The organism is Pseudomonas sp. MIL9 (genome assembly GCF_016887925.1).
Classification (GTDB): domain Bacteria; phylum Pseudomonadota; class Gammaproteobacteria; order Pseudomonadales; family Pseudomonadaceae; genus Aquipseudomonas; species Aquipseudomonas mohnii.
Map to the genome: position 1 here is coordinate 151,595 of NZ_JAFEHE010000010.1, position 22,196 is coordinate 173,790.

Annotated in this window: 19 protein-coding genes; 5 read left to right on the top strand and 14 right to left on the bottom strand. The window is 60.9% G+C overall.

Annotated elements, in window-relative coordinates; genetic code table 11:
- The first annotated feature begins 72 nt into the window (after positions 1–72).
- The gene (locus JQF37_RS13230) at positions 73–1,809 is read left to right on the top strand and encodes an IlvD/Edd family dehydratase (RefSeq protein WP_130206294.1); all 1,737 of its coding nucleotides are present in this window, start codon (positions 73–75) and stop codon (positions 1,807–1,809) included.
- A 199-nt stretch (positions 1,810–2,008) separates the two neighbouring features.
- Complete coding sequence (locus JQF37_RS13235) at positions 2,009–2,737, top strand: FadR/GntR family transcriptional regulator (RefSeq protein WP_130211376.1); 729 nt, start codon at positions 2,009–2,011, stop codon at positions 2,735–2,737.
- 93 nt (positions 2,738–2,830) lie between these two features.
- Here the strand turns inward: JQF37_RS13235 and JQF37_RS13240 are convergent, their stop codons facing one another.
- The 8 genes from JQF37_RS13240 to JQF37_RS13275 form a co-directional block, all read right to left on the bottom strand.
- On the bottom strand, positions 2,831–5,215 hold the full coding sequence (locus JQF37_RS13240) for an RND family transporter (protein WP_130211375.1): 2,385 nt from the start codon (positions 5,213–5,215) through the stop codon (positions 2,831–2,833).
- A 28-nt stretch (positions 5,216–5,243) separates the two neighbouring features.
- A complete protein-coding gene (locus JQF37_RS13245; RefSeq protein ID WP_130211374.1) occupies positions 5,244–6,296 on the bottom strand; it encodes a YCF48-related protein in 1,053 nt (350 codons plus the stop codon).
- Positions 6,297–6,706: 410 nt separating this feature from the next.
- Positions 6,707–9,364 (bottom strand): aminopeptidase N, encoded by a 2,658-nt coding sequence (gene pepN / locus JQF37_RS13250; RefSeq protein ID WP_130211373.1) that lies wholly within the window; start codon positions 9,362–9,364, stop codon positions 6,707–6,709.
- A gap of 10 nt (positions 9,365–9,374) precedes the next feature.
- The gene (locus tag JQF37_RS13255; protein WP_130211372.1) at positions 9,375–10,205 is read right to left on the bottom strand and encodes a DUF2797 domain-containing protein; all 831 of its coding nucleotides are present in this window, start codon (positions 10,203–10,205) and stop codon (positions 9,375–9,377) included.
- Positions 10,202–10,462: a DUF1315 family protein gene (locus JQF37_RS13260; RefSeq protein ID WP_020799300.1), complete on the bottom strand. Its 261-nt coding sequence runs from the start codon at positions 10,460–10,462 to the stop codon at positions 10,202–10,204. The genes JQF37_RS13255 and JQF37_RS13260 overlap by 4 nt, the downstream gene beginning before the upstream one ends.
- A gap of 33 nt (positions 10,463–10,495) precedes the next feature.
- Positions 10,496–11,365: a rhomboid family intramembrane serine protease gene (locus JQF37_RS13265; RefSeq protein ID WP_130211371.1), complete on the bottom strand. Its 870-nt coding sequence runs from the start codon at positions 11,363–11,365 to the stop codon at positions 10,496–10,498.
- Entirely contained in the window at positions 11,362–12,333 is a 972-nt protein-coding gene (locus JQF37_RS13270) for a metallophosphoesterase (protein ID WP_047528345.1), read from the bottom strand. The genes JQF37_RS13265 and JQF37_RS13270 overlap by 4 nt, the downstream gene beginning before the upstream one ends.
- Entirely contained in the window at positions 12,333–13,223 is an 891-nt protein-coding gene (locus tag JQF37_RS13275; protein ID WP_047528343.1) for an NAD(+) kinase, read from the bottom strand. The genes JQF37_RS13270 and JQF37_RS13275 overlap by 1 nt, the downstream gene beginning before the upstream one ends.
- Positions 13,224–13,338: 115 nt before the next feature.
- Between JQF37_RS13275 and JQF37_RS13280 the strand changes: the two genes are divergently transcribed.
- Entirely contained in the window at positions 13,339–14,289 is a 951-nt protein-coding gene (locus JQF37_RS13280; RefSeq protein WP_130211370.1) for a DUF1853 family protein, read from the top strand.
- Positions 14,290–14,397: 108 nt separating this feature from the next.
- Here JQF37_RS13280 and JQF37_RS13285 read toward each other — a convergent pair whose 3' ends face one another.
- Together JQF37_RS13285 and JQF37_RS13290 are read right to left on the bottom strand one after the other, a co-directional pair.
- The gene (locus JQF37_RS13285; RefSeq protein ID WP_130211369.1) at positions 14,398–15,681 is read right to left on the bottom strand and encodes an arsenic transporter; all 1,284 of its coding nucleotides are present in this window, start codon (positions 15,679–15,681) and stop codon (positions 14,398–14,400) included.
- A gap of 175 nt (positions 15,682–15,856) precedes the next feature.
- Positions 15,857–16,417 carry an NAD(P)H-dependent oxidoreductase gene (locus JQF37_RS13290; RefSeq protein WP_130211368.1) on the bottom strand — a complete coding sequence of 187 codons (561 nt, stop codon included), beginning with the start codon at positions 16,415–16,417 and terminating at the stop codon, positions 15,857–15,859.
- 182 nt (positions 16,418–16,599) lie between these two features.
- Here JQF37_RS13290 and JQF37_RS13295 point away from each other — a divergent pair, with 182 nt between their 5' ends.
- Both JQF37_RS13295 and JQF37_RS13300 read left to right on the top strand, forming a co-directional pair.
- Positions 16,600–16,836, top strand: coding sequence for a hypothetical protein (locus tag JQF37_RS13295; RefSeq protein WP_103405638.1), 237 nt, complete (start codon positions 16,600–16,602; stop codon positions 16,834–16,836).
- A gap of 89 nt (positions 16,837–16,925) precedes the next feature.
- Positions 16,926–17,819: a LysR substrate-binding domain-containing protein gene (locus JQF37_RS13300; protein ID WP_130211367.1), complete on the top strand. Its 894-nt coding sequence runs from the start codon at positions 16,926–16,928 to the stop codon at positions 17,817–17,819.
- Here JQF37_RS13300 and JQF37_RS13305 read toward each other — a convergent pair.
- The 4 genes from JQF37_RS13305 to rnhA all read right to left on the bottom strand — a co-directional run bounded on the left by JQF37_RS13305 (position 17,785) and on the right by rnhA (position 22,124).
- Complete coding sequence (locus JQF37_RS13305) at positions 17,785–18,399, bottom strand: GNAT family N-acetyltransferase (protein WP_130211366.1); 615 nt, start codon at positions 18,397–18,399, stop codon at positions 17,785–17,787. The genes JQF37_RS13300 and JQF37_RS13305 overlap by 35 nt on opposite strands.
- A gap of 14 nt (positions 18,400–18,413) precedes the next feature.
- On the bottom strand, positions 18,414–20,669 hold the full coding sequence (locus JQF37_RS13310) for an Orn/Lys/Arg decarboxylase N-terminal domain-containing protein (protein ID WP_130211365.1): 2,256 nt from the start codon (positions 20,667–20,669) through the stop codon (positions 18,414–18,416).
- 117 nt (positions 20,670–20,786) lie between these two features.
- Positions 20,787–21,545 carry a DNA polymerase III subunit epsilon gene (gene dnaQ, locus JQF37_RS13315; RefSeq protein ID WP_090320833.1) on the bottom strand — a complete coding sequence of 253 codons (759 nt, stop codon included), beginning with the start codon at positions 21,543–21,545 and terminating at the stop codon, positions 20,787–20,789.
- A 126-nt stretch (positions 21,546–21,671) separates the two neighbouring features.
- A complete protein-coding gene (gene rnhA, locus JQF37_RS13320; RefSeq protein ID WP_047528325.1) occupies positions 21,672–22,124 on the bottom strand; it encodes a ribonuclease HI in 453 nt (150 codons plus the stop codon).
- Positions 22,125–22,196: the final 72 nt, after the last annotated feature.

The following is a 22,196-nucleotide window of genomic DNA, read 5'->3' on the forward strand; positions in this document are numbered from 1 at the left end:
CCAAACAGGCCAATTTGAGCTTATGTTAGCCGCAAGCTTGAACAATATAGTCATACAATAAGAGAATCGATCATGTCTGATAAGAAACCCACCCTGCGCTCCGCCCAATGGTTTGGCACGGCCGACAAGAACGGCTTCATGTACCGCAGCTGGATGAAGAATCAGGGCATCGCCGACCACCAGTTCCATGGCAAGCCGATCATCGGCATCTGCAACACCTGGTCGGAACTGACTCCGTGTAACGCGCATTTCCGCCAGATTGCCGAGCACGTCAAACGCGGAGTGATCGAGGCCGGTGGCTTTCCCGTGGAATTCCCGGTGTTCTCCAACGGCGAATCGAACCTGCGCCCCACCGCCATGCTCACCCGCAACCTGGCGAGCATGGACGTGGAAGAAGCCATACGCGGCAACCCGATTGACGGCGTGGTGCTGCTGACCGGCTGCGACAAAACCACCCCGGCGCTGTTGATGGGCGCGGCCAGTTGCGACGTGCCGGCCATCGTCGTCACCGGCGGGCCGATGCTCAACGGCAAGCACAAGGGCAAGGACATTGGCTCGGGCACCGTGGTCTGGCAGCTCAGCGAACAGGTCAAGGCCGGTACCATCACCATCGACGACTTCCTGGCGGCCGAGGGCGGCATGTCCCGCTCGGCCGGCACCTGCAACACCATGGGCACCGCCTCGACCATGGCCTGCATGGCGGAAGCCCTCGGCACTTCCCTGCCCCACAACGCGGCGATTCCAGCGGTCGATGCGCGGCGTTATGTCCTGGCGCACATGTCCGGCATGCGCGCTGTGGAAATGGTCCGCGAGGACCTGAAACTGTCGAAGATCCTGACCAGGGAAGCCTTCGAAAACGCCATTCGCGTCAACGCCGCCATTGGCGGTTCGACCAACGCCGTGATTCACCTCAAAGCCATTGCCGGCCGCATCGGCGTGGAACTGGATCTCGACGACTGGACCCGCATCGGGCGCGGCATGCCGACCATCGTCGACCTGCAGCCCTCCGGGCGCTTCCTGATGGAAGAGTTCTACTACGCCGGTGGTTTGCCGGCGGTGCTGCGCCGTCTCGGCGAGGCCAATCTGATCCCGAACCCAAACGCCTTGACCGTCAACGGCAAGTCCATCGGCGAGAACACCAAGGACGCGCCGATCTACGGTGAAGATGAAGTGATCCGCACCCTCGACAACCCGATTCGCGCCGATGGCGGCATCTGCGTGTTGCGCGGCAACCTGGCGCCCCTCGGCGCGGTCCTCAAGCCTTCTGCGGCCACACCGCAATTGATGCAACATCGCGGACGTGCGGTGGTGTTCGAGAACTTCGACATGTACAAGGCGCGGATCAACGACCCGGAGCTGGACGTCGACGCCAATTCGATCCTGGTCATGAAAAACTGCGGACCCAAGGGTTATCCGGGCATGGCCGAGGTCGGCAACATGGGCCTGCCGGCCAAGCTGCTGGCCCAGGGCGTGACCGATATGGTGCGTATTTCCGATGCACGCATGAGCGGCACCGCGTATGGCACCGTTGTCCTGCACGTAGCGCCGGAAGCGGCTGCGGGCGGCCCCTTGGCAGCAGTGAAGGAAGGCGACTGGATCGAACTCGATTGCGCCAGCGGCCGCCTGCACCTGGACATCCCGGACGCTGAACTGGCCGCACGCATGGCGGACCTGCAACCGCCTCAGCAATTGTTGGTGGGTGGTTATCGCCAGCTGTACATCGACCATGTCTTGCAGGCGGATCAGGGTTGCGACTTCGATTTCCTCGTCGGCTGCCGTGGGGCTGAAGTGCCACGTCACTCCCACTAACCCCGCCATCCCTGTAGGAGCGAGCCTGCTCGCGATGGACGTGAACGATCACGCGTGCTGTCTGAAAGCACGCGTCGCTTTCAAGTCCATCGCGAGCAGGCTCGCTCCTACAGTCGCTATACGCCACTCTAGCGACCGTCACCCGCCGCGCCTGTTATCATGCCCGGCACCTCCATCGCACAGGACCGCGCCGTTCCCCATGGACTACCGCAAACCCTCCGACCGCAAAAGCATGCATTCGCGCATCGTCCAGGAACTGGGCATGCAGATCGTCTCCGGACGCTTCAAGCCCGATGACAAACTGCCCGCCGAAGCCCTGTTGTGCGAGGAATATGCCGTCAGCCGGCCGGTGTTGCGCGAAGCCACTCGGGTGCTGGTCGCCAAAGGCCTGGTGTATTCCCGTCCACGGGTCGGCACCGTGGTCAAACCGCGCAAAGACTGGCACATGCTTGATCCGGATGTGCTGCACTGGCTGATGCAAAGCAGTCCGCAGAACCAGTTCTTCGACCTGCTGACCAGCGTGCGCAGCATCATCGAACCGGCCGCCGCCGCACTGGCCGCGCAATTCGCCACGGAGGCCGATATCGCGTCCATCGGTGAGGCCTACCAACGCATGGAAGCCGCGCCGACGCCGGAAGCGCTGTTGCAACCGGACCTGGACTTCCACAGCCGCATCGCCGACGCAACCCACAACGACTTGCTGGCCAACCTGTGCAACATGCTCTCCGTGGCCATTGCCGAAGCGCTGAAGCACTCGAACCAGCGGCCCAACCTGCATGAACTGGCGCTGCCACGGCACAAGGCGATTTTGACCGCTATCGAAAATCGCGATGCGCTGGGTGCCCGACATGCGACCCTGGTACAACTCGACGATGCGCGTAACGCGTTGAATGTGGTGCTTGGCACTGACGACCATCGGGCTCTGTAGGCGTTGGCAAGCCGGCTCCCACAGGATCTGAGGTGGAATTTGAGAAACAAAAAAGCCGCAACCAGGGTTGCGGCTTTTTCATTTCAACGTGGGTCAGTGAGCGAACAACGAATTGCCCTTCTGCCCCGCCAGTTTCTCCGGCTTGATCAGGAAGCGTGCCAGCGCTGGCAGCAGCCAGAGTGCGCCGAACATGTTCCAGAGCAGCATGAAGGTCAGCATCAGACCCATGTCGGCCTGGAACTTGATGGCCGAGAAGATCCAGGTGCACACGCCGATGGCCAGGCACAGGCCGGTGAACAGTACGGCCTTACCGGTGGACTTCAGTGTCTGGTAGTACGCCTCTTGCAGCGGCAGGCCGGCACGCAGGAAGCTTTCCAGGCGGCTGTAGATGTAGATGCCGTAGTCCACGCCAATCCCCACCCCGAGCGCCACGACCGGCAGGGTCGCGACTTTCACGCCGATGCCCATGAAGGCCATCAGGGCGTTACCGAGCACCGATGTCAGCACCAGCGGCAGCACGATGCACAAGGTCGCCGCCCAGGAACGGAAGGTGATCATGCACATGGTCGCCACGCAGACGTAGACCAGGATCAGGATGGTCAGCTCGGATTCCTTGATCACCTCGTTGGTGGCCGCCTCGATACCGGCGTTACCGGCGGCGAGAATGAATTCCAGGCCATCCTTGTTGTTTGCCTTGGCAAATTCCTGCACTGCATGCACGGCGCGATTCAGGGTCTCGGCCTTGTGATCGTTGAGGAACACCAGCACCGGCGCCAGGGAGCAACTGTTGTTGTACAGACCATCGGCCCGGGCAATGGAGTTGTTCAGCACGTCAGGGTTGCGCGACAGGGTTTCCCACTTCAGGTTGCCCTCGTTCATGCCCTTGATCATCTGCTTGGACACAGTCACCAGGGAAATCGCCGACTGCACGCCCTCGGTGTTCTGCATCTTCCACATCAGTTCGTCGATCGGTGCCATGGCTTCGTAGCGCGAGCAGCCTTCCGCCTTGGTCTTGACCATCACCACCAACACATCGGAGCTGGTGGAGTAGTTGCTGATGATGAAGTTGTTATCCTTGTTGTAACGCGAGTCCGGACGCAGCTCCGGCGCACCCTGGTCGAGGTCACCGATTTTCAGGTTCTGGCTGTACCAGAGGCCGCCACCGAAGGCGACCAGTGCCAGCAGGACGGACACCGGCGCGACTTTGGCGCTGGCAAAATTGGCCAGCAGACGCCAGAACGGGTGTTCGCGGTGAGCATCCTTCTTGCTGCGTTCCACAGCGCGCTTGCTGATGCCGACGTAGGAGATCGCCACCGGCAGCAGGATCAGGTTGGTGAACACGATCACCGCCACGCCGATCGACGCGCCAATGGCCAGCTCGCGGATCACGCCAATGTCGATGATCAGCAACGTGATGAACCCCACCGCATCCGCGAGGATCGCGATCATCCCCGGCAGGAACAGTTGGCGGAAGGTGCGGCGCGCAGCAGTCAGGGCGTTGTCCGCATCGCTGGATTGCAGGGCAATGCCGTTGATCTTCTGTACGCCATGGGAAATACCAATGGCGAAGATCAGGAACGGCACCAGCATCGAGTAGGGATCAAGCCCGAAGCCGAAGAAGTGCATCAACCCGAGCTGCCAGACCACCGCCACCAGCGTCGTACTCAACACGGCCACCGTACTGCGCATGCAGTTGGTGAACCAGTACAGCAGGATCAGCGTGATGACGAAGGCGATGCCGAAGAACATCACCACCATCACTAGGCCATCGATCAGGTCACCCACTTTCTTGGCGAAGCCGACGATGTGGATCTTGATGTGGGGGTTCTGCGCCTCGAACTTGTTACGGATCTTGTCTTCGAGTTCGTGGGAAAACTTGCGGTAGTCCAGCGCCAGCAACTTGCCCTGGTCCTGCGGGTCCGGGTAGGCCTCCAGCAGCGGGATGTCGACGATGCTCGACTTGAAGTCGTTGGACACCAGGCGCCCGACCTGTCCGGACTTGAGCACGTTGTTGCGCAGCAAGTCGAGACTGGCTTGGGAGCCGTTGTAACTCTGCGGAATCACTTCACCACCGGCGAAGCCCTCCTCGGTCACTTCGGTCCAGCGTACGCTCGGGCTCCACAGCGACTTGAGGCCGGAACGGTCGACGCCGGAGATGTAGAACACCTCGTCGTTGATCTGACGCAGGGTCTCCATGTATTCCTTGGAGAAGATGTCACCGTCGGTGGCTTCCACGGAAATCCGCACGGTGTTGCCCAGGTTCGCCAGATCGTTGCGGTGCTCCATCATCTTTTGAATGAACGGATGCTCGAGCGGGATCATTTTCTCGAAGCTGGTGGATGGGCGGATCAGCGTCGCCTGCCAGAACAGGAAGATGCTGACCAGCAGGCAGATCGTGATCACTGCCGGGCGGTTGTTGAAAATCAGGCGCTCAAGAAACGTCGCCTTGTCCTGATGATGAGTGCTCAAGGAAGTCATAGCCCCGCCTTCTTATTATTAACCCGGCTCATTTGCCCAGCTCGGCGCCGTTTGGCGAAGTGGCGTGAACGCCGCCCTGTCCGGTCAGAATCAGATTGCCATTCCCGGCGGCAGTGACCGACGAGAGGGAAATGCGATCCCGACGATTGAATACGCTGAAAGTCTCGCCGTTGTCGCTGCTGCTGATCACCGAGCCACCGTTGCCGACGATCACGATCGATCCGTCCTCCAGCAGCGTGCCGCCGGACAGACCGAACTCCAGGTCACCGCGTTCAGCCTTGAGTTCGATTTGCTGCCAGGTGCTGCCGAAATCGGTGGAGCGATAGAGATTGCCGCGCAGCCCGTAAGCCAGCAGCGTATCGGCCTGTGCGGTGCCGAGCACTCCGAACAGCGAGCCTTGGTACGGGCCTTCGAGTTTTTCCCAGGTCTGGCCCCAATCGGCGGAGCGGAACATGCTGCCCTGCTCGCCGACGATGAACAGCCCGGCATCCTTGACCGCCGTGATGGCGTTGAGGTGGTACTGGTCTTCGTTGTCCAGGCGATCGCTGGCGTCTTCCCAGTGCTTGCCGCCGTCGGTGGTTTCCATCAACGCCCCGTAGGCGCCCACGGCAAAGCCACTGTTGACGTCCTTGAACCAGACATCGAGCAGCGGCGATTCGCGTTTGAGATCTTCGAATTGCTTGGTCCAGGTGACGCCACCGTCCTCGCTGGCGAGGATCTGCGCGTCATGACCGACGGCCCAACCGTGCTTGTCATCGACAAAAAACACCGACGTCAACAGTTGCCGGGTGGGCACCTTGGCCTGAACCCAGGTCGTGCCTTTGTCGTCGGAATACAGGATGTGCCCGCGATCCCCGACCGCCACCAGGCGCGGGCCGGCGTGCACGACATCGAGTATCAGGCTTTTGCTGGCCTTGGCCGATTCAACGGAATAAACAACGTCGGATGCCGGCGCGTCTGCGGCCAGCACGGGTGCCGACGCCACGGCACAGCCAAACAGCGAGAGCGCTGTGGCCAGCAACGCGAATTTGCGTAATGCCGGCGGGCGGCAGATACCCACACCCATGACAGGCTCACTCATAGACCATCCCCCATTATTATTGTTAGGTCATTCAACCTTTCAGGGCGCCGACAGGGTGCTCGTTGTGATTGGCTATTTCGGAGCATAGTCCCGAAACCCGCAATCCAGAGCCCCTTCGGAAGCTGGCTTATCCTATCGGTGTTTTTGAAGGGCTGACAATCGACGGCACGTTATGTTTTGTTAACTGGCGGGCTAACGGGTGCGGGTGAATGAGGGGGTATCAGGAAGGATGATGATGTCTGGGCCGACATCATCGCGAGCCGGCTCCGGGCGGCGCTCCGACGATGGACTCAAGTGCGCCGCGTTTTTCCAGGTTTCACGCGTTATCGTTGACGACCATCGCCAGCAGGCTGGCTCCCACAAGGATCAGACTGAACCCTGTGGAAGCGAGCTCGCCGGCAATCAAGGCATCACGCCAGGCTTTTGCTGACCACTTCGAACACGTCGCTGGACAGTTGACCCGAAGCACGAATGCGCTCCAGTTCGCCTTTCATCAAGGCCTGGCGGGCGCTGTCGTATTTGCGCCAGCGGGTCAACGGTGCCAGTTGGCGAGACGCGATCTGCGGGTTGAAGCCGTTCAACTCGATCACCAGGTCTGCCAGGAAGCGATACCCGGAACCGTCGGCCGCATGGAAGTTGATCAGGTTTTGCCCGGCGAATGCGCCCACCAGTGCCCGCACCTTGTTCGGGTTCTTGATGTTGAACGCCGGATGCTGCATCAACGCCTTGACCCGCGCCAGGCCGCCCGGCAACACACTGCCGGCCTGGACACTGAACCACTGATCCATGACCAGCGGGTTGTCCTTGAAGTGCTCGGCGAAACTGGCCAGTGCCTTGGCCTTCTGCTCTTCGAACGGCGAGTTGACCAGCACCGCGAGTGCGGTCAGACGCTCGGTCATGTTATCGCAGGTGTCGAACTGCTCCAGTGTCGCCGCCAGGACTTCAGGCTTGCCGCTGAGCATCAGGTACGACAGCGCAATGTTCTGCAGCGCACGGCGGGCGAAATGCTCGGCCTCGGCCACATACGGGGTTTGCTTCGACAGCTCGCGGTTAGCCTGATAGCGCGTCCACAGGCCTTCGAACAACGCTTCGGCCAGTTGCTTGCGGGCAAACTCGCGGGCGATGTGAATGGCCTCGACATCAGCCACTTCGCTGATTTCGGTCAGATAGGCTTCGCTTGGCAGCGAGAGCATTTCCGCGACCATCGCTTGATCCAGCGACTCGTCGGACAGCACGGTGCGCAAGGCCGAAACCAGACGCTGATCCAGTACCAGCGCTTCACCCTTCTGCTGCTGGGCAATCAGTTCCTGCAGCACTTGCACCGACAGTTGCTGGCCGGCATCCCAACGATTGAACCCGTCGCTGTCGTGCTGCATCAGGAACATCAACTGGTCGCGGTTGTACGGGAAGCTCAGTTTCACCGGCGCCGAGAAGCCACGCAGCAGCGACGGCAGCGGTTGTTCCGCGATGTCGACGAAGGTGAAGGTCTGCTCGGCTTCGGTCACGGAAAGAACCCGGGTAGTACCCTGGGCGCTGGCTTCGCCCTGAAGGCGCAAGGCTATTTCGTTGCCCTGGCTGTCCAGCAGGCCCAGCTCGACCGGGATCACAAACGGCAGTTTCTCGACCTTGTCCGGGGTTTCCGGGCAGCTCTGGCGGAAGGTCAGGCTGTAGGTCCTGGCCGTTGCGTCGAAGGACTCGCTCACCGCCAGACGTGGGGTGCCCGCTTGGCTGTACCAGCGTTTGAACTGGGTCAGGTCGACGCCGTTGGCATCTTCCATGGCCTTGATGAAGTCGTCGCAAGTCACGGCCTGACCGTCGTGGCGTTCGAAGTACAGGTCGCTGCCTTTACGGAAACCTTCGGCGCCGAGCAAGGTGTGGATCATCCCGACCACTTCCGAACCCTTTTCGTACACGGTCAGGGTGTAGAAGTTGGAAATTTCGATGAAGCTGTCCGGGCGCACCGCGTGGGCCATGGGGCCGGCGTCTTCGGCGAACTGGTGCGTGCGCAGGTACGCCACGTCCTGAATGCGCTTGACCGTGGCCGAGTTCATGTCGGCGGAGAAGTGCGAATCGCGGAAAACCGTGAACCCTTCCTTGAGCGACAACTGGAACCAGTCGCGGCAGGTCACGCGGTTGCCCGACCAGTTGTGGAAGTATTCGTGGGCCACGATCGCCTCGACCCGCTGGTGCGCGGCGTCGGTCGCGGTTTCGGCCCGGGCCAGCACGGCGCTGGAGTTGAAGATGTTGAGGCCCTTGTTCTCCATGGCGCCCATGTTGAAGTCGTTCACGGCGACGATCATGAAGATGTCCAGATCGTATTCGCGACCGTAGACCTCTTCATCCCAGCGCATGGATTTCTTCAGGCTGTTCATGGCGTGCTGGCATTTGTCGATGTTTTCCGGCTCGACGTAAATGCGCAGCGCGACGTTGCGCTCGGTCATGGTGGTGAAGGTGTCTTCGACACACCACAGATCACCGGCCACCAGCGCGAACAGGTATGCCGGTTTCTTGAACGGGTCCTCCCAGGTCGCCCAGTGCCGGCCATCTTCGCCGGGCCCCGAGGCAATCGGGTTGCCGTTGGACAGCAACACCGGATAGCTGTGCTGCTCGGCGACCACGGTGGTGGTGAACGTACTCATCACGTCCGGACGGTCGAGGTAATAGGTGATCTTGCGGAAGCCTTCGGCCTCGCACTGGGTGCAGAACATCGTGCCGGACTTGTACAGGCCTTCCAGCGCGGTGTTGGTTTCCGGGTGGATCCTGACGCTGGTATCGACCGTGAAGGTGGTGCTGGTCGGGTGCAGGGTCAGGTGATTCTCGGTCAACTGGTAATCGGCGATGCCCAGCTCGCGATCGGCCAGCGTCACCGACAGCAGTTCCAGTTGTTGACCGTCCAGCACCAGCGGCGGCAGGCCCGGACCACGCTCGGGGTTACGGCGCATCACCAGTTGCGCATGGACCAGGCTGTGGTCCTCGAACAACTCGAAGGTCAGGTGCGTTTCGTCGATCAGGTACTCGGGAGCCTGATAGTCCTTGAGGTAGATCATCTTCGGTTGTTCGGTGCGCATGCTGGAGTCCTTACTGATGCACGGCGAGCTGATAAGCCGTGTATTTACGAATGTTGATCACGCCGGTGTCGAAGATCAGGTACTGGCCCTTGATCCCCATCAGCGTGCCTTCGGCAATGGGCTGCTTGTCCAGGTTGAAGCTGACGATCTTGGCCGGATACTGCTCGACCGGGTAGCGGATTTCGAGCGGTTCGACATCGGCGACAGTCTGAATCGCCTGCAGGCCGAACCGTTGCTGCAAGCCTTGCAGGCCTTCGGCGCAGCTGTCGAACAACTGGTCGCGAACTTCTGCCAGGTTCACTGGCGCCGCATCACCCTTGAGCAGCGCGCGCCAGTTGGTCTTGTCCGCCACCTGACTGCGGAACAGGTCCTCGACGAAGCCCGATTGCTGGCGGGTCGACACGCGCATGATCGGCAAGGCCTGGCTGGCGCCCTGGTCGATCCAGCGGGTCGGCAACTGGGTGGCGCGGGTGATCCCGACTTTCACTCCGGAGGAGTTCGACAGGTACACGATGTGATCGGTCATGCAGAACTGTTCGCCCCACTGCGGCTCGCGGCAAGTGCCGGCGTCGTAATGGCAGCGCTCCGGGCTCATGATGCACACGTCGCACTGGGCCAGTTTGGTCATGCAGGGGTAGCAGTAGCCCTGGCTGAAACTGGTTTTGGTCTTGCGTCCGCAATGGGTGCAGTGGATCGCCCCCAGGTATTCCAGGCGAACCGTGGTGCCGATCAAGGGGTTGACCGGTACCTCGACGTCGCCCAGACGAAATGCGTACTGCACGTTCGGCCCGTCCAGGCGCGCCGACATTTTACTGATTGCACCGCGGCCAATCTCGATCAATGGATGGCATCCGACTTGAACAGGATATTGGGCACTTGAATCGATTTGGAGCTGCACTCCTGCGGCCCCATGTAGCCGGTACGTTCTTCTTCAGGCAGGTTCTTGATTTCCCAGGCGATCATCGCTTGCAGCGACAGCTCGCGCTGCTCGGCGGTGAGCTTGCCACCGTCAGACCATTTACCGATTTCCACCGCCAGTTTCAGGCTCTGGTAGATGTCCGGGGTGATGTTTTTGATCATTTCGTTAAAAGAGGACATTGGGTCTCCGCGCTCTCTATATACATAACTGTTTCAGGCGGCCAGTTTACGGCGGTTGTACAAACCACCCAACAAACCGGTCAGGCATCCGACGAGCAACCCGCCGACGTGGGCCGCGTTGGCGATTTCACCGAAGCCGATCATCGAGACCAGCCCGGACAGGCACAGCAGCAGCCACACCAGCATCATCACCAGTACCCCGCGGGGCAGGCGATAGGCGGCGTTCGGCGACAATATCTGGAAAATCCAGCAATGCCCGAGCAGGCCGTACAGCACCCCGGACAACCCGCCAAACAGGGTCGGGCCGCCGAATACGAACTGGGAAAAATTGGACACGAGGCTGAACAGCAAGGTCAGACCGATCAAGTTGACAGTGCCCTGGCGCGATTCGATGCGCCGCCCCAGCTCCCAGTACCACATGCCATTCATGGCCAGGTGCAGGATGCCGAAATGGATCAGCATCGGCGTCACCAGGCGCCACCACTGCCCCGCCGCCAGGCTGTCGGCCAATGGCACGAAGTGGATGTACTCACCGATGACGTGATAATCGAGGAAGGTCAGCCAGCGCATGGTGGCGAGGTTATCGCCCAGCAAGGTCACGACACCGACGAGCAGGCTGAGCAGCAGTATCAGCGCCGTGCCTTTTGCATGCCGAAGCTGCGAGGCGAAGCTCGGCCGGCGAACCGTTCGGGCCACCGGGATGGCCAGTTGCTCATCGGGGTCACCCGCCGGATAGCGTTCGTACAACACCCGGACGTCTTCACTGATGTTCGCCGGCACCCACAGCACTTGCTCGCCCGCTTCCTCACTGACCCGATGCGGTACCTGCATGCGTTGCAGCAACTTGACGAACCCGCTCAAATCCACCGCCAGCGGCAGTCGCAATACAGCGACATTCGTCATTGCAGTACCTCCGGGCGCTCGACGTCGACCCAGACGAATTTATGCGGATCGAGGCGAGTTTCCTGGTCCAGACGATAGGCGACGAGTTTGCCGTAGAGCACGGCGCTGTAATCCAGGCACGCGAGGTTCGGACGAATCGGTGCCGGTTTGCCGCTGCGCCAGTAATGACCGACGAACAGCAACGGTTCGTCGATGCCATAGCGCAGCAAGTTGTTTTTCTCGGTTGACGTCAGTGGCGTGCGAGCCACCGGGTCGGGCAAGGCGTCAGGCTGGAACACGATGTCTCCGTAGGTTTGCGGATCGTCTTCCCAGAACTTGGTACGGAAGAACGAGCGTGTCAGGCCATCGCCGCTGGTCATGGTCAGACCATGGGGCAAGCGCATGTCGGTGCCGCGCAGCAAGCGGTCGAACACGGTGCAGGCGAAGCTACCCGGCATGGCCGACGCCTGAAGGAAGTGTTCATCGACGCAACCATTGGGGAACAGCGCCCGCAACGGTTCGATCAAGCTCGCGTCCCAACAGGCATGCACCACCCGGAAACGCCCGGCATCGACGAACAACGGCAGTTCATAGAACCATTGCTGAAAGTCATGCCAGTCCGCCGGATGATGCTCGAACTGGGTCAGGGTTTCCTGGAGCAACCGGGCATGGCGCGGGGTGTGTTCGCGCACGAACTGCTTGCCGCTGCCAGGGAGTGCCGGCGTGCACCAGCCCAACGCGTTGAACTCGTGGTTGCCCATGATGCACAGCGCCTGGCCGGCCTCGACCATGTCGTGAACGATGTGCAGCGCCTCGCGAATCCGCGGACCGCGGTCGATGATGTCACCGACGAACACCGCCATGCGCGAAGCGTGGCGCCAGACGCCGGCTTGTTTGTGGTAACCCAGTCGGTCGAGCAAGTGCTCCAGGGTCAGAGTGCAACCATGCACGTCACCGATCAGGTCGTAGCTACGCGCGGGATCGAGCATCAGTCGCCTCCACCCCCCAACTTGCTGCCCCAGCCGAGTTTGGTTCGGCAGACTTCATAATAGTTGTGGTCGAGCGGGTGAATCAGCCGCAGCTTCTGGGCTTTCTTGCTGACGGTGATGGTGTCGCCGGGCGCACAGGTAAAGTGGTTCTGCCCGTCGCACGAGACTTGCGGGTAAATCTGCATATCCTTGGACACGACGATTTTCAGCTCACTGTTGCCATCGACCACGATTGGCCTGCCTGACAGGGTATGGGGGTACATCGGCACAATCACAATAGCGTCGAGCTTGGGATGCATGATCGGGCCACCCGCGGAAAGCGCATAGGCCGTCGACCCCGTCGGCGTGGCGACGATCAGGCCGTCGGCCTTCTGGCTGCAGACGAACTGGCCATCGATGTACAGCTCGAATTCGATCATCCGTGTGGATTTGCCGGGGTGCAGCACCACGTCATTGAGCGCGTCGCCCTGACCGATGGCCTCGGCGTGGCGCCGGACTTCGGCTTGTAACAAAAAGCGGTTTTCCACCAGATAGTGGCCGTCGAGCACTTCGGCAACCTTGATTTCCAGCTCGTCGGGGCGAATGTCCGTCAGGAAACCCAGGCTGCCCCGGTTGATGCCCAGTACCGGAATATTGTGCCTGGCCAGCGCACGGGCCGCGCCCAGCAGGCTGCCATCCCCACCCACCACAATCACCATGTCACAGACTTCGCCGAGCATCTTGCGCGACGAGGTCTGCAGGCCATGGCCCGGCAGGACTTCGGCGATGGTGTCTTCGAGAATCACGTGCAGGTGACGATCGAGCAGAAACCGTTTCAGTCGGCGGACGGTATCCAGCACCTGAGAACTGCCCAGGCGACCGATGATGCCGATATTGCGAAATTGCTCCATGGGGCTCCTAAGGAAGGGCAGCGACGGCGAAAAGCACGATTATGGGCGAAAGCCGCGGATAGACAAAATCCTTTCAGCCTCAAGGTGGCTTCCGGTTTCGGGCTATGCTCGCAAGATGATCCTATTTCCAGATTTATTGCAGTTGCCCCATCAGTTGCGCCATCCCGAAGTGCGCGACCTGGCTTGGGTCATCCTGGCGCCGCCGATGCTCAGCGACACCCCGTGGCCGCAGCGCCATCCGCTGGCCGGCAGTGACTGGGTACAGGCGCCGGAACGCCTGCAACACTGGCTGCAACAACTGGATCGGGACAGTTATGGCTTGCTGCATTGGCTGGCCCAGGCCCGCACCCGGCGCCTGGGCCTGTACTACGAGCGGCTCTGGCAATTTGCCGTGCAGCACGCGCCCGGCATCGAGTTGATTGCCGCCAACATGCCGATCCGTCGCGAAGGCCACACCCTCGGCGAGCTGGACATGCTGCTGCGTGATCGCGACGGCGTGCATCACCTGGAGCTGGCAATCAAGCTGTACCTGGGGCCGCAAAACGGCGACGGCCACGATGCCGCGCAATGGCTCGGACCTGGCTGCCATGATCGGCTGGACCGCAAACTGGCGCACCTGTGCCAGCATCAGCTGCCGATTTCCGCGCGCCCGGAAAGCCGCGAAGTGCTGGCGGCGCTGGATATCCGCGAGTTCAGCGCGCATTTATGGCTCGGTGGTTACTTGCTCTATCCCTGGCCGGGGCAAGCGGCGCCACCCCGAGGGGCGCATCCGCAGCACTTGCGTGGTCGCTGGCTGCACCAAAAGGATTGGGCCGAGTTCGCGGCCCAGAGTCCGCCTGGCCGCTGGCAACCCCTGCCCCGCCATGCGTGGCTGGCACCGGCGCACTACCCGGCCGAGCAGACATGGAGCGTCGAGCAGCTGGACGCGTGGCTGAGCGATCTGGAGCCGCTGGCCCCGGCGCAGTTGCTGGTACGACTGGTGGAAAACGCCCAGGGCGACTGGGAGGAAGCCGAACGATTGTTTCTGGTGGCGGATCTTTGGCCGAATGTGCCGGGACAGGGTTGATCCGGATTTTATGGCGAATGCAGTGACCCTTTCGCGAGCAAGCTTGCTCCCACCTTGAAACGCATTCCGCCGTGGGAGCGAGCCTGCTGGCGATGGCGGCGACGCGATTTAAACGGACAACCGCACCGCCAGCGCTGCCAAGGTCACCAGCAACACCGGCACTGTCAACACGATCCCGACCTTGAAGTAATACCCCCAGCCAATCCGGATGTTCTTGCGCTCCAGCACATGCAACCACAAAAGTGTCGCCAGACTGCCAATCGGGGTGATTTTCGGGCCCAGGTCGCTGCCAATGACGTTGGCGTAGATCATTGCCTCCTTCACCACCCCCGTCGCCTGGCTCGCATCAATGGACAGCAGGCCAATCAACACCGTCGGCAGGTTATTCATGATCGATGACAACAACGCCGTCAGCACACCCGTGCCCAGCGCCGCGCCCCAGACGCCGTATCCGGCGAAAATGTCCAGCCAGCCCGCCAGATACCCTGTCAGCCCGGCGTTACGCAGGCCATAGACCACCAAATACATGCCCAGCGAAAAAATCACGATGTGCCACGGGGCTTCCTTCATGACCTTGCGCGTGGAGATCTTGTGCCCACGGGCAGCGATGGCCAGCAGCAAGGCCGCGCACACCGCCGAGATCGCACTGATCGGAATGCCCAGCGGTTCCAGCGCAAAACAACCGAGCAACAGAATCACCAGCACCGCCCAACCGGCGTAGAACGTTGCCTTGTCGTGGATGGCGGACGCCGGGTGCTCCAGTTGTTCGGGGTCGTAAGCCCGGGGAATGTCGCGCCGGAAAAACCACATCAGCACCGCCAGGGTCGCGGCGACGCTGACCAGGTTGACCGGAATCATCACCGCCGCATAGCGGTTGAAACCAATCTTGAAGAAGTCCGCGGAAACGATGTTCACCAGGTTCGACACCACCAATGGCAGGCTGGCGGTGTCGGCAATGAAACCAGCGCCCATGACAAACGCCAGGGTCGCCGTCGGCGAGAAGCGCAACGCCAGCAACATGGAAATCACGATAGGCGTCAGTATCAGCGCCGCGCCGTCATTGGCGAACAGCGCCGAAACCAGTGCGCCGAGCAGCACCATATAGGCAAACAACTTTCGTCCATTGCCCCGTCCCCAGCGGGCCACATGCAACGCCGCCCAGGCAAACAGCCCGGCTTCGTCCAGCAACAGGCTGATGATGATCAGCGCGACAAAGGTACCAGTGGCGTTCCAGATGATCTGCCACACCAGCGGAATGTCACTCAGATGCACCACGCCGAAAATCAGCGCCAGCACGGCACCCAGCACCGCGCTCCAGCCGACACCAAGGCCTTTGGGCTGCCAGATCACGAGGGTTATGGTCAGGAGAAAAATCAATGAAGCGGCGAGCATGCGAAACAGCCTTGAGCGAGGGGGCGGACCGGCAGGGATTCTGAAGTAGAGCCGCCGTGCGTGGCAACGGCGACGATAGACTCAATGTTGTTGTGCCTGGGTGACAGGGAACATGCCTGTTGAGGGAAGCCTGCCCCCTCTGTCACAGGCAAACTCCCTCGGAACGCGAACGACCTCAGACTTTCTTGTGCTGCTCCACCCACTGACCATAGGCATTGATGAAGCTCTGCAGGAAAGGCTTGACCGACTCCGACAATTTGCCCGCCTCGTCGAACGCCGAACCGGCACCGCCCAGGTAGGCTTCCGGCTGCTGCATCAACGGCACGTTGAGAAACACCATGGACTGACGCAAGTGATGGTTGGCGCCGAATCCGCCGATCGCGCCCGGCGAAACACTGATCACCGCCCCCGGTTTGCCGCTCCAGGCACTCTTGCCATAGGGACGCGAACCGACATCGATTGCATTCTTCATCGGTGCCGGCACCGAACGGTTGTATTCCGGCGTGACGAACAGCACTGCGTCGGATGAACTCACTTGTTGTCGGAAACTACTGTAGGCTGCCGGCGGTGTAGCACCATCGATGTCTTCGTTGTAGAGCGGCAAGTCACCGATTTCGACAATGTTCAGCTTGAGATTGGCCGGCGCCAGGTCCACCAGTGCGAGGGCGACCTTGCGGTTGATCGATTCTTTTCGCAGGCTGCCGACGACTACGGCGACGGTATGGACATTGCTCATGGAAGACTCTCGCTTATCCGTGGGAGGAACCTGAAGTTATAGTTGATCAGATGACGATTCAACCAGTGAACACAGGTATATCTGCGCTCTGATTATTTTTTACACGCAGGAAAACTTACCGTGCTCAGTGACGGTCTACTCCACCGCACATTGAGTGATTTATCTCCAGAGGTTCTAAGCAGATGGCAGCAGTACTCGTCGGTCAGTTCCATGCAAGAGACGCGGAAGGCCGCATTTATTCCGTACATGAGTTCCAGGAATCCACCCCGCCGGCAGACGGCCTGGCAAGCGCGGCGCCTGTCACCACGTACAAACTGGCTATTGGCGATCGCGTGAACAAGCTGGATGAAAATGAATTTCTATTGGTGCAGTCGGGCGTCACCATTACCCGCGAACCGGTAACCAGCACCGCTTCATAACTCGACGTTATGAGCAGAAGTCATAGGCGCAGACTTGGGTTAGGATTCAGTCACTGACTTCCTCACCCTGCTGAACATGGACTTCACGCATGCGCTTACGCCATATCGAAGTGATCCAGGCGCTCTTGCAGACCGGTCACCTGGGCACCGCCGCCGAATGGCTGCAGTTGCCGGTGACCGAAGTCGAGCGCATATTGCGCGACGCCGAGGATCAGCTGGGCTTCATGCTGTTCTCCAGCGTACGCGGGCGCTTGCAGGCCACGCGGGAGGCGCGCGAGCTTCAAGTCGAAATGGCCCGCGTCTACGATGCGCTTGAACCGGTCCAACGCCTGGCCAACAGCCTCAGGCAATACCAGGCTCCGCCCTTACGTATCATTTGTACGCCTCCCTTGGCCCAGCAATTGCTGCCCCAAAGCATTGCGGCTTTGCGCCGACGCCTGCCTGACGCGCCCTGCACTCTGCTCAGCCAACCGACCCGCGACATCGTCCGAAGCCTGCTGCTGCGCGAAAGCGATCTGGGCTTGAGCCTGCATGATCCCGATCGCGCCGAGATTGAATGCCAGGTGATTGCCCAGGGCAAGCTGCAACTGCTCGCCCCCCACGGCTGGCTGCAACCCAGGCAGAAGTACATTTCCCTGCAGGATCTGGCGGGCCAGGCAATGGTCGGGCTGGAAGGGCATGACCCGCTCAGCCCGGCGCTGGAAAACAAACTGCATGCACTGCGTCCGGCTCCGGTGATCCACACACGGGTACAGACTCACCAGATGATGCGCAGCATGGTCGAGGCCGGTGAAGGCCTGGCCATCGTCGACCCCTTCACTGCCCTCGGCGCCAAATCGGCCGGACTCGATGTCTGCCCCCTGGCGCCCGCGGTCCCGGTCAGTCTCTACGCCCTGAGCCTTAAAAACGGCGCGCCCTCGCCCGCCATTCAGACCCTGTTGGCGATCATCACGGAACAAGCCGCGGCGATGCTCGCGAACTGACCGGATTTTCCAACGGATTATCGAACAATCGATACCAGAACAGCGCCACCTCGGCGGTGTTGGGATCGATGCCCCGATAGCGCAGGTGATCGATGCCGCCGATCACATAACCGCAGCGCTCATAGAGACGACAGGCCCCCAGATTGTTGTTCTGGGTTTCCAGCATGATGCCTGGCAGCTTCTTCTTGCGACTCCAGAACTGCGCCACATCCAGCAGTGCCTTGGCCACACCATGGCGTCGGGCGGGCGCATGCACCGCCAGTTCGTCGATATGGGCAAAGCCATTCCAGTTAGTGCTGACCACTATATGGCCGACCGGCTCGTCATCCAGATACGCCATGAAAATCGCACTGTCGACGGCGTCGCGATAACTGCTGAACTCCTCGGGGTCAATGCCATAGCACTTGCGATAGGGCGTGATCGGCGTGATCGCCCATTGCTCCACTGGCTGGCCTATTTCGGGGGTGCCATAGGCGGCGACTTCAAAACTGAAATCACTGCCCCAGATATAGGCGGCAAAAGCTTCGTCGGCAACGCGCACCGACAGCCCCGGGTAAATCGGATTTATGACCGGTTGCATACTGGGAAAGGTCCTCATTCCTTGATGCAATCGACGGTGTAGTGCCGTCCATTGCCCTCATCTTCGTGTTGCAAGCCGTGCACATCGGCGACAAACCCGGGAAAGCTGCTGTCGAACGTGCGAGCAAACTTCAGGTAGTCGATGATCGAGCGGGTCGACTCGGTAAAACGCTCGCCGGGCATGATCAACGGAATCCCCGGCGGGTATGGCACCAACATCACGGCAGCGATACGCCCCTCCAGAGCATCGATCGACACCGCTTCAACTTCGCCACGCACCAATTGATCATAGGCGTCAGCCGGCTTCATGGCGATTTCCGGCAGTACGGTGTACATGCGCTTGAGATGCCGGGCCGTGGCATTGCTGCGATAACAGGCGTGCAATTGGTCGCACAGATCGCGCAGGCCCATGCCCTGATAACGCGCAACATTCTCCTGTGCCACGCACGGCAGGCAATGGGCCAGACTGACGTTGGCGTCGTAGCTGCGCTTGAATTCCAGCAACTCGGTGAGCAGCGTGCTCCACTTGCCCTTGGTGATGCCCATGGAAAACAGCACCAGGAACGAATAGAGCCCGGTCTTTTCCACCACCAGCCCGCGCTCCCAAAGGAACTTGCTGACCACCGCCGCCGGAATCCCGCGCTCGCTGAGGGCGCCGCCTGCGGTCAAACCCGGCATCACCAGGGTGACCTTGATCGGATCGAGCAGCACGTAATCGTCGGTCACGCCGCCAAAGCCGTGCCAGTCGTCCTCCGGTTGCAGCAGCCAGTCTTGCGTGACAACGCGCTCGATGCCTTCCACCGAAGGCGGTTGCCAGATGGAAAACCACCAGTCATCGGCGGCGATGTGCTGGCGCAGATTGGCCAGCGCCCGGCGAAAACTCAGGGCCTCGTCGAACATTTCCTGCAACAGCGAACGCCCGGCAGGCCCTTCCATCATGGCCGAAGCGACGTCCAGCGAAGCGATGATGCCGTATTGCGGCGACGTCGAGATGTGCATCATGAACGCTTCGTTGAAGCGATCGCGATCGAGCTGCCGCGCGCCACCGTCCTGCACATGAATCATCGATGCCTGGCTGAACGCTGCCAGCAGCTTGTGGGTGGAATGGGTGGTGAACACCAGCGGGCCGTTTTCACTGCGTGAAGTGCCCATGCCGTAACGTCCGGCGAAAAACTCGTGGAACGCCGCATAGGCGTACCAGGCCTCATCGAAATGCAGCACCTCGACGCTGGTGCCCAATTGCTGCTTGATCAGCTCGGCGTTGTAGCACAGGCCGTCATAGGTCGAATTGGTGACCACCGCGAGTTTGACCTTGGGCGCCCGCCCCTTGGTCAATGGGCTGGCATCGATCTTCGCCTGGATCGATTCGCGACTGAATTCACTCAACGGAATCGGCCCGATGATCCCCAGCTCATTGCGCTCCGGGCACAGGTACAGCGGGATCGCGCCCGTCATGATGATCGAATGCAGTACCGACTTGTGACAGTTGCGATCGACCAGCACCAGGTCATCGCGCGCGACCATCGAGTGCCAGACGATCTTGTTCGCGGTCGACGTCCCGTTGATGACGAAAAAAGTGTGATCGGCGCCGAAGTTGCGCGCCGCCCGGGCTTCTGCTTCTGCCAGCGGCCCCGTGTGATCCAGCAGCGACCCCAGCTCCGGCACCGACACCGACAAATCCGAACGCAGGGTGTTTTCCCCGAAAAACTGGTGAAACGCCTGCCCCACGGGACTCTTGTGGTAGGCCACGCCACCACCATGCCCAGGCGTGTGCCAGGAATAGTTGGAGTCTGCCGTGTGCTGCACCAGCGCCTTGAAAAATGGCGGCAGCAAGCCATCGAGGTATTTGCGCGCCGCCCGCGCCACCTGGCGAGCGAGAAAGGGCACGGTGTCTTCGAACAGATAAAGAATCCCGCGCAATTGATTGAGCTCGGCCATGGCGTCGGCGGGGGCGTTCTCCAGGGTGACTTGCTCGCCCAGGGCGAAGATCGGCAGGTCCGGCGCGCGCACCCGCGCCAGCCCGATCAACTCGGCCATATTCTGTAACAAATGCGAGCGAGCGCTGGCGTCTTCGGCGGCGATCAACATGCACGAGAGACCGTGATGAGTCGAAGCCACCAAACGCCCTTCGGTGTAGTCCACGGCCGAGACAATGCTGAAGCCTTCCTGCTCCAGCTCCCGGGCAATGCCCCGCACACGGTCACCGGCAACGGTGTCGGCCTTGATGTCGCGGTGGACAATCAATACCGGGAATTTCAAATCTTTATACATGGGACTCAGTGTCCTGAGGCGGCAGGCCAGAGCCTGCCAATAACCTCAGGGTAGAGGGTTGCAGCGGATGTAGCGAGCACGACGCCCCAAAACGGGTCACCGGCATAAAGAAACGACCTAGGCCTGAGCTTCCGCCTCGGCCAACTGCACCCACAGCGCCGGCGCACCTGCCGACTTGGCGATGGCTTCCATGCGTGCCACATGCCGGGCCAGATCATCTTCGCTGGCGCGAATGATACGGGTCGGCTGGCGGTCGGCGGGCAGACGGCGGATTTCCGTGGCGGAGTTGTCCGCGCCTTCGCCTGAGCCGTTGCCATCGGACGCATTGCCGGCCAGCGACAGGCTGGTCTGGCCGCCGGTCATGGTCAGGTAAACGTCGGCGAGAATCTCGGAGTCGAGCAAGGCGCCGTGCAGTTCACGGCCGGAGTTGTCGACGCCGTAGCGTTTGCACAAGGCATCGAGGCTGTTGCGCTGCCCCGGGTGACGCTCCCGGGCCATGAGCAGGGTGTCGAGGATCGAGCAGTGCTGCGTGATGTCCGCACGGTCGTGCTGGCCCATCAGGGCGAATTCGTTGTTGATGAAGCCAACGTCGAACGCCGCGTTATGGATGATCAGCTGCGCGCCCTTGATGAACTCGAAGAATTCTTCGGCCACTTCGGCGAAACGCGGCTTGCCCACCAGAAACTCGTTGGTGATGCCGTGGACGCCGATGGCGCCTTCATCACTTTCACGATCCGGTTGCAGGTAGACGTGGAAATGCCGACCGGTCAGGCGACGACCGATCAACTCGACACAACCGATTTCGATAATCCGGTGGCCGTCGGTCACCGGCATGCCGGTGGTTTCGGTATCGAGTACAACGGATCTGGTGGCCATCTGATGCTCAGCTCTCAATCGGTCAATCGTGCAAAAGCGGCGATGTTAACACGCTCGCCAAGGTCTTTCAGGTACACCGTGTCGCCCCCCATCGCGAGCCGGCTCGCGATGGCGACGCCCCGGAAATCAGGCCTGCTTGAACCCGCGCACTTCATCCACGCCACGGTTGGCCAGTTGGTCGGCCCGCTCGTTGCCATGGTGGCCGATGTGCCCGCGCACCCATTTCCAGGTGACGTTGTGACGGTTGACCTGCTCGTCGAGCATCTTCCATAGGTCAGCGTTCTTGACCGGTTCTTTCGCAGCGGTTTTCCAGCCGCGCTTTTTCCAGTTGGCCATCCACTCGTTGATGCCCTTCATCACGTACTGCGAGTCGGTCACCAGCAGCACGTCGCAGGGACGCTTGAGTTCTTCGAGGCCACGGATCGCGCCCATCAGCTCCATGCGGTTGTTGGTGGTGTTGGTTTCGCCGCCCCAGAGTTCCTTTTCAACACCCTTGCACACCAGTAATGCGCCCCAGCCGCCAGGGCCAGGGTTGCCTTTACAGGCGCCGTCAGTGAAGAGTTCTACGCTATCGCTCATGCCAATCTATCCAGAAAATGCGGTGGCTCGCCGATCGCTGATCGACAACGCCCGAGACCGGGGGCAACCCCG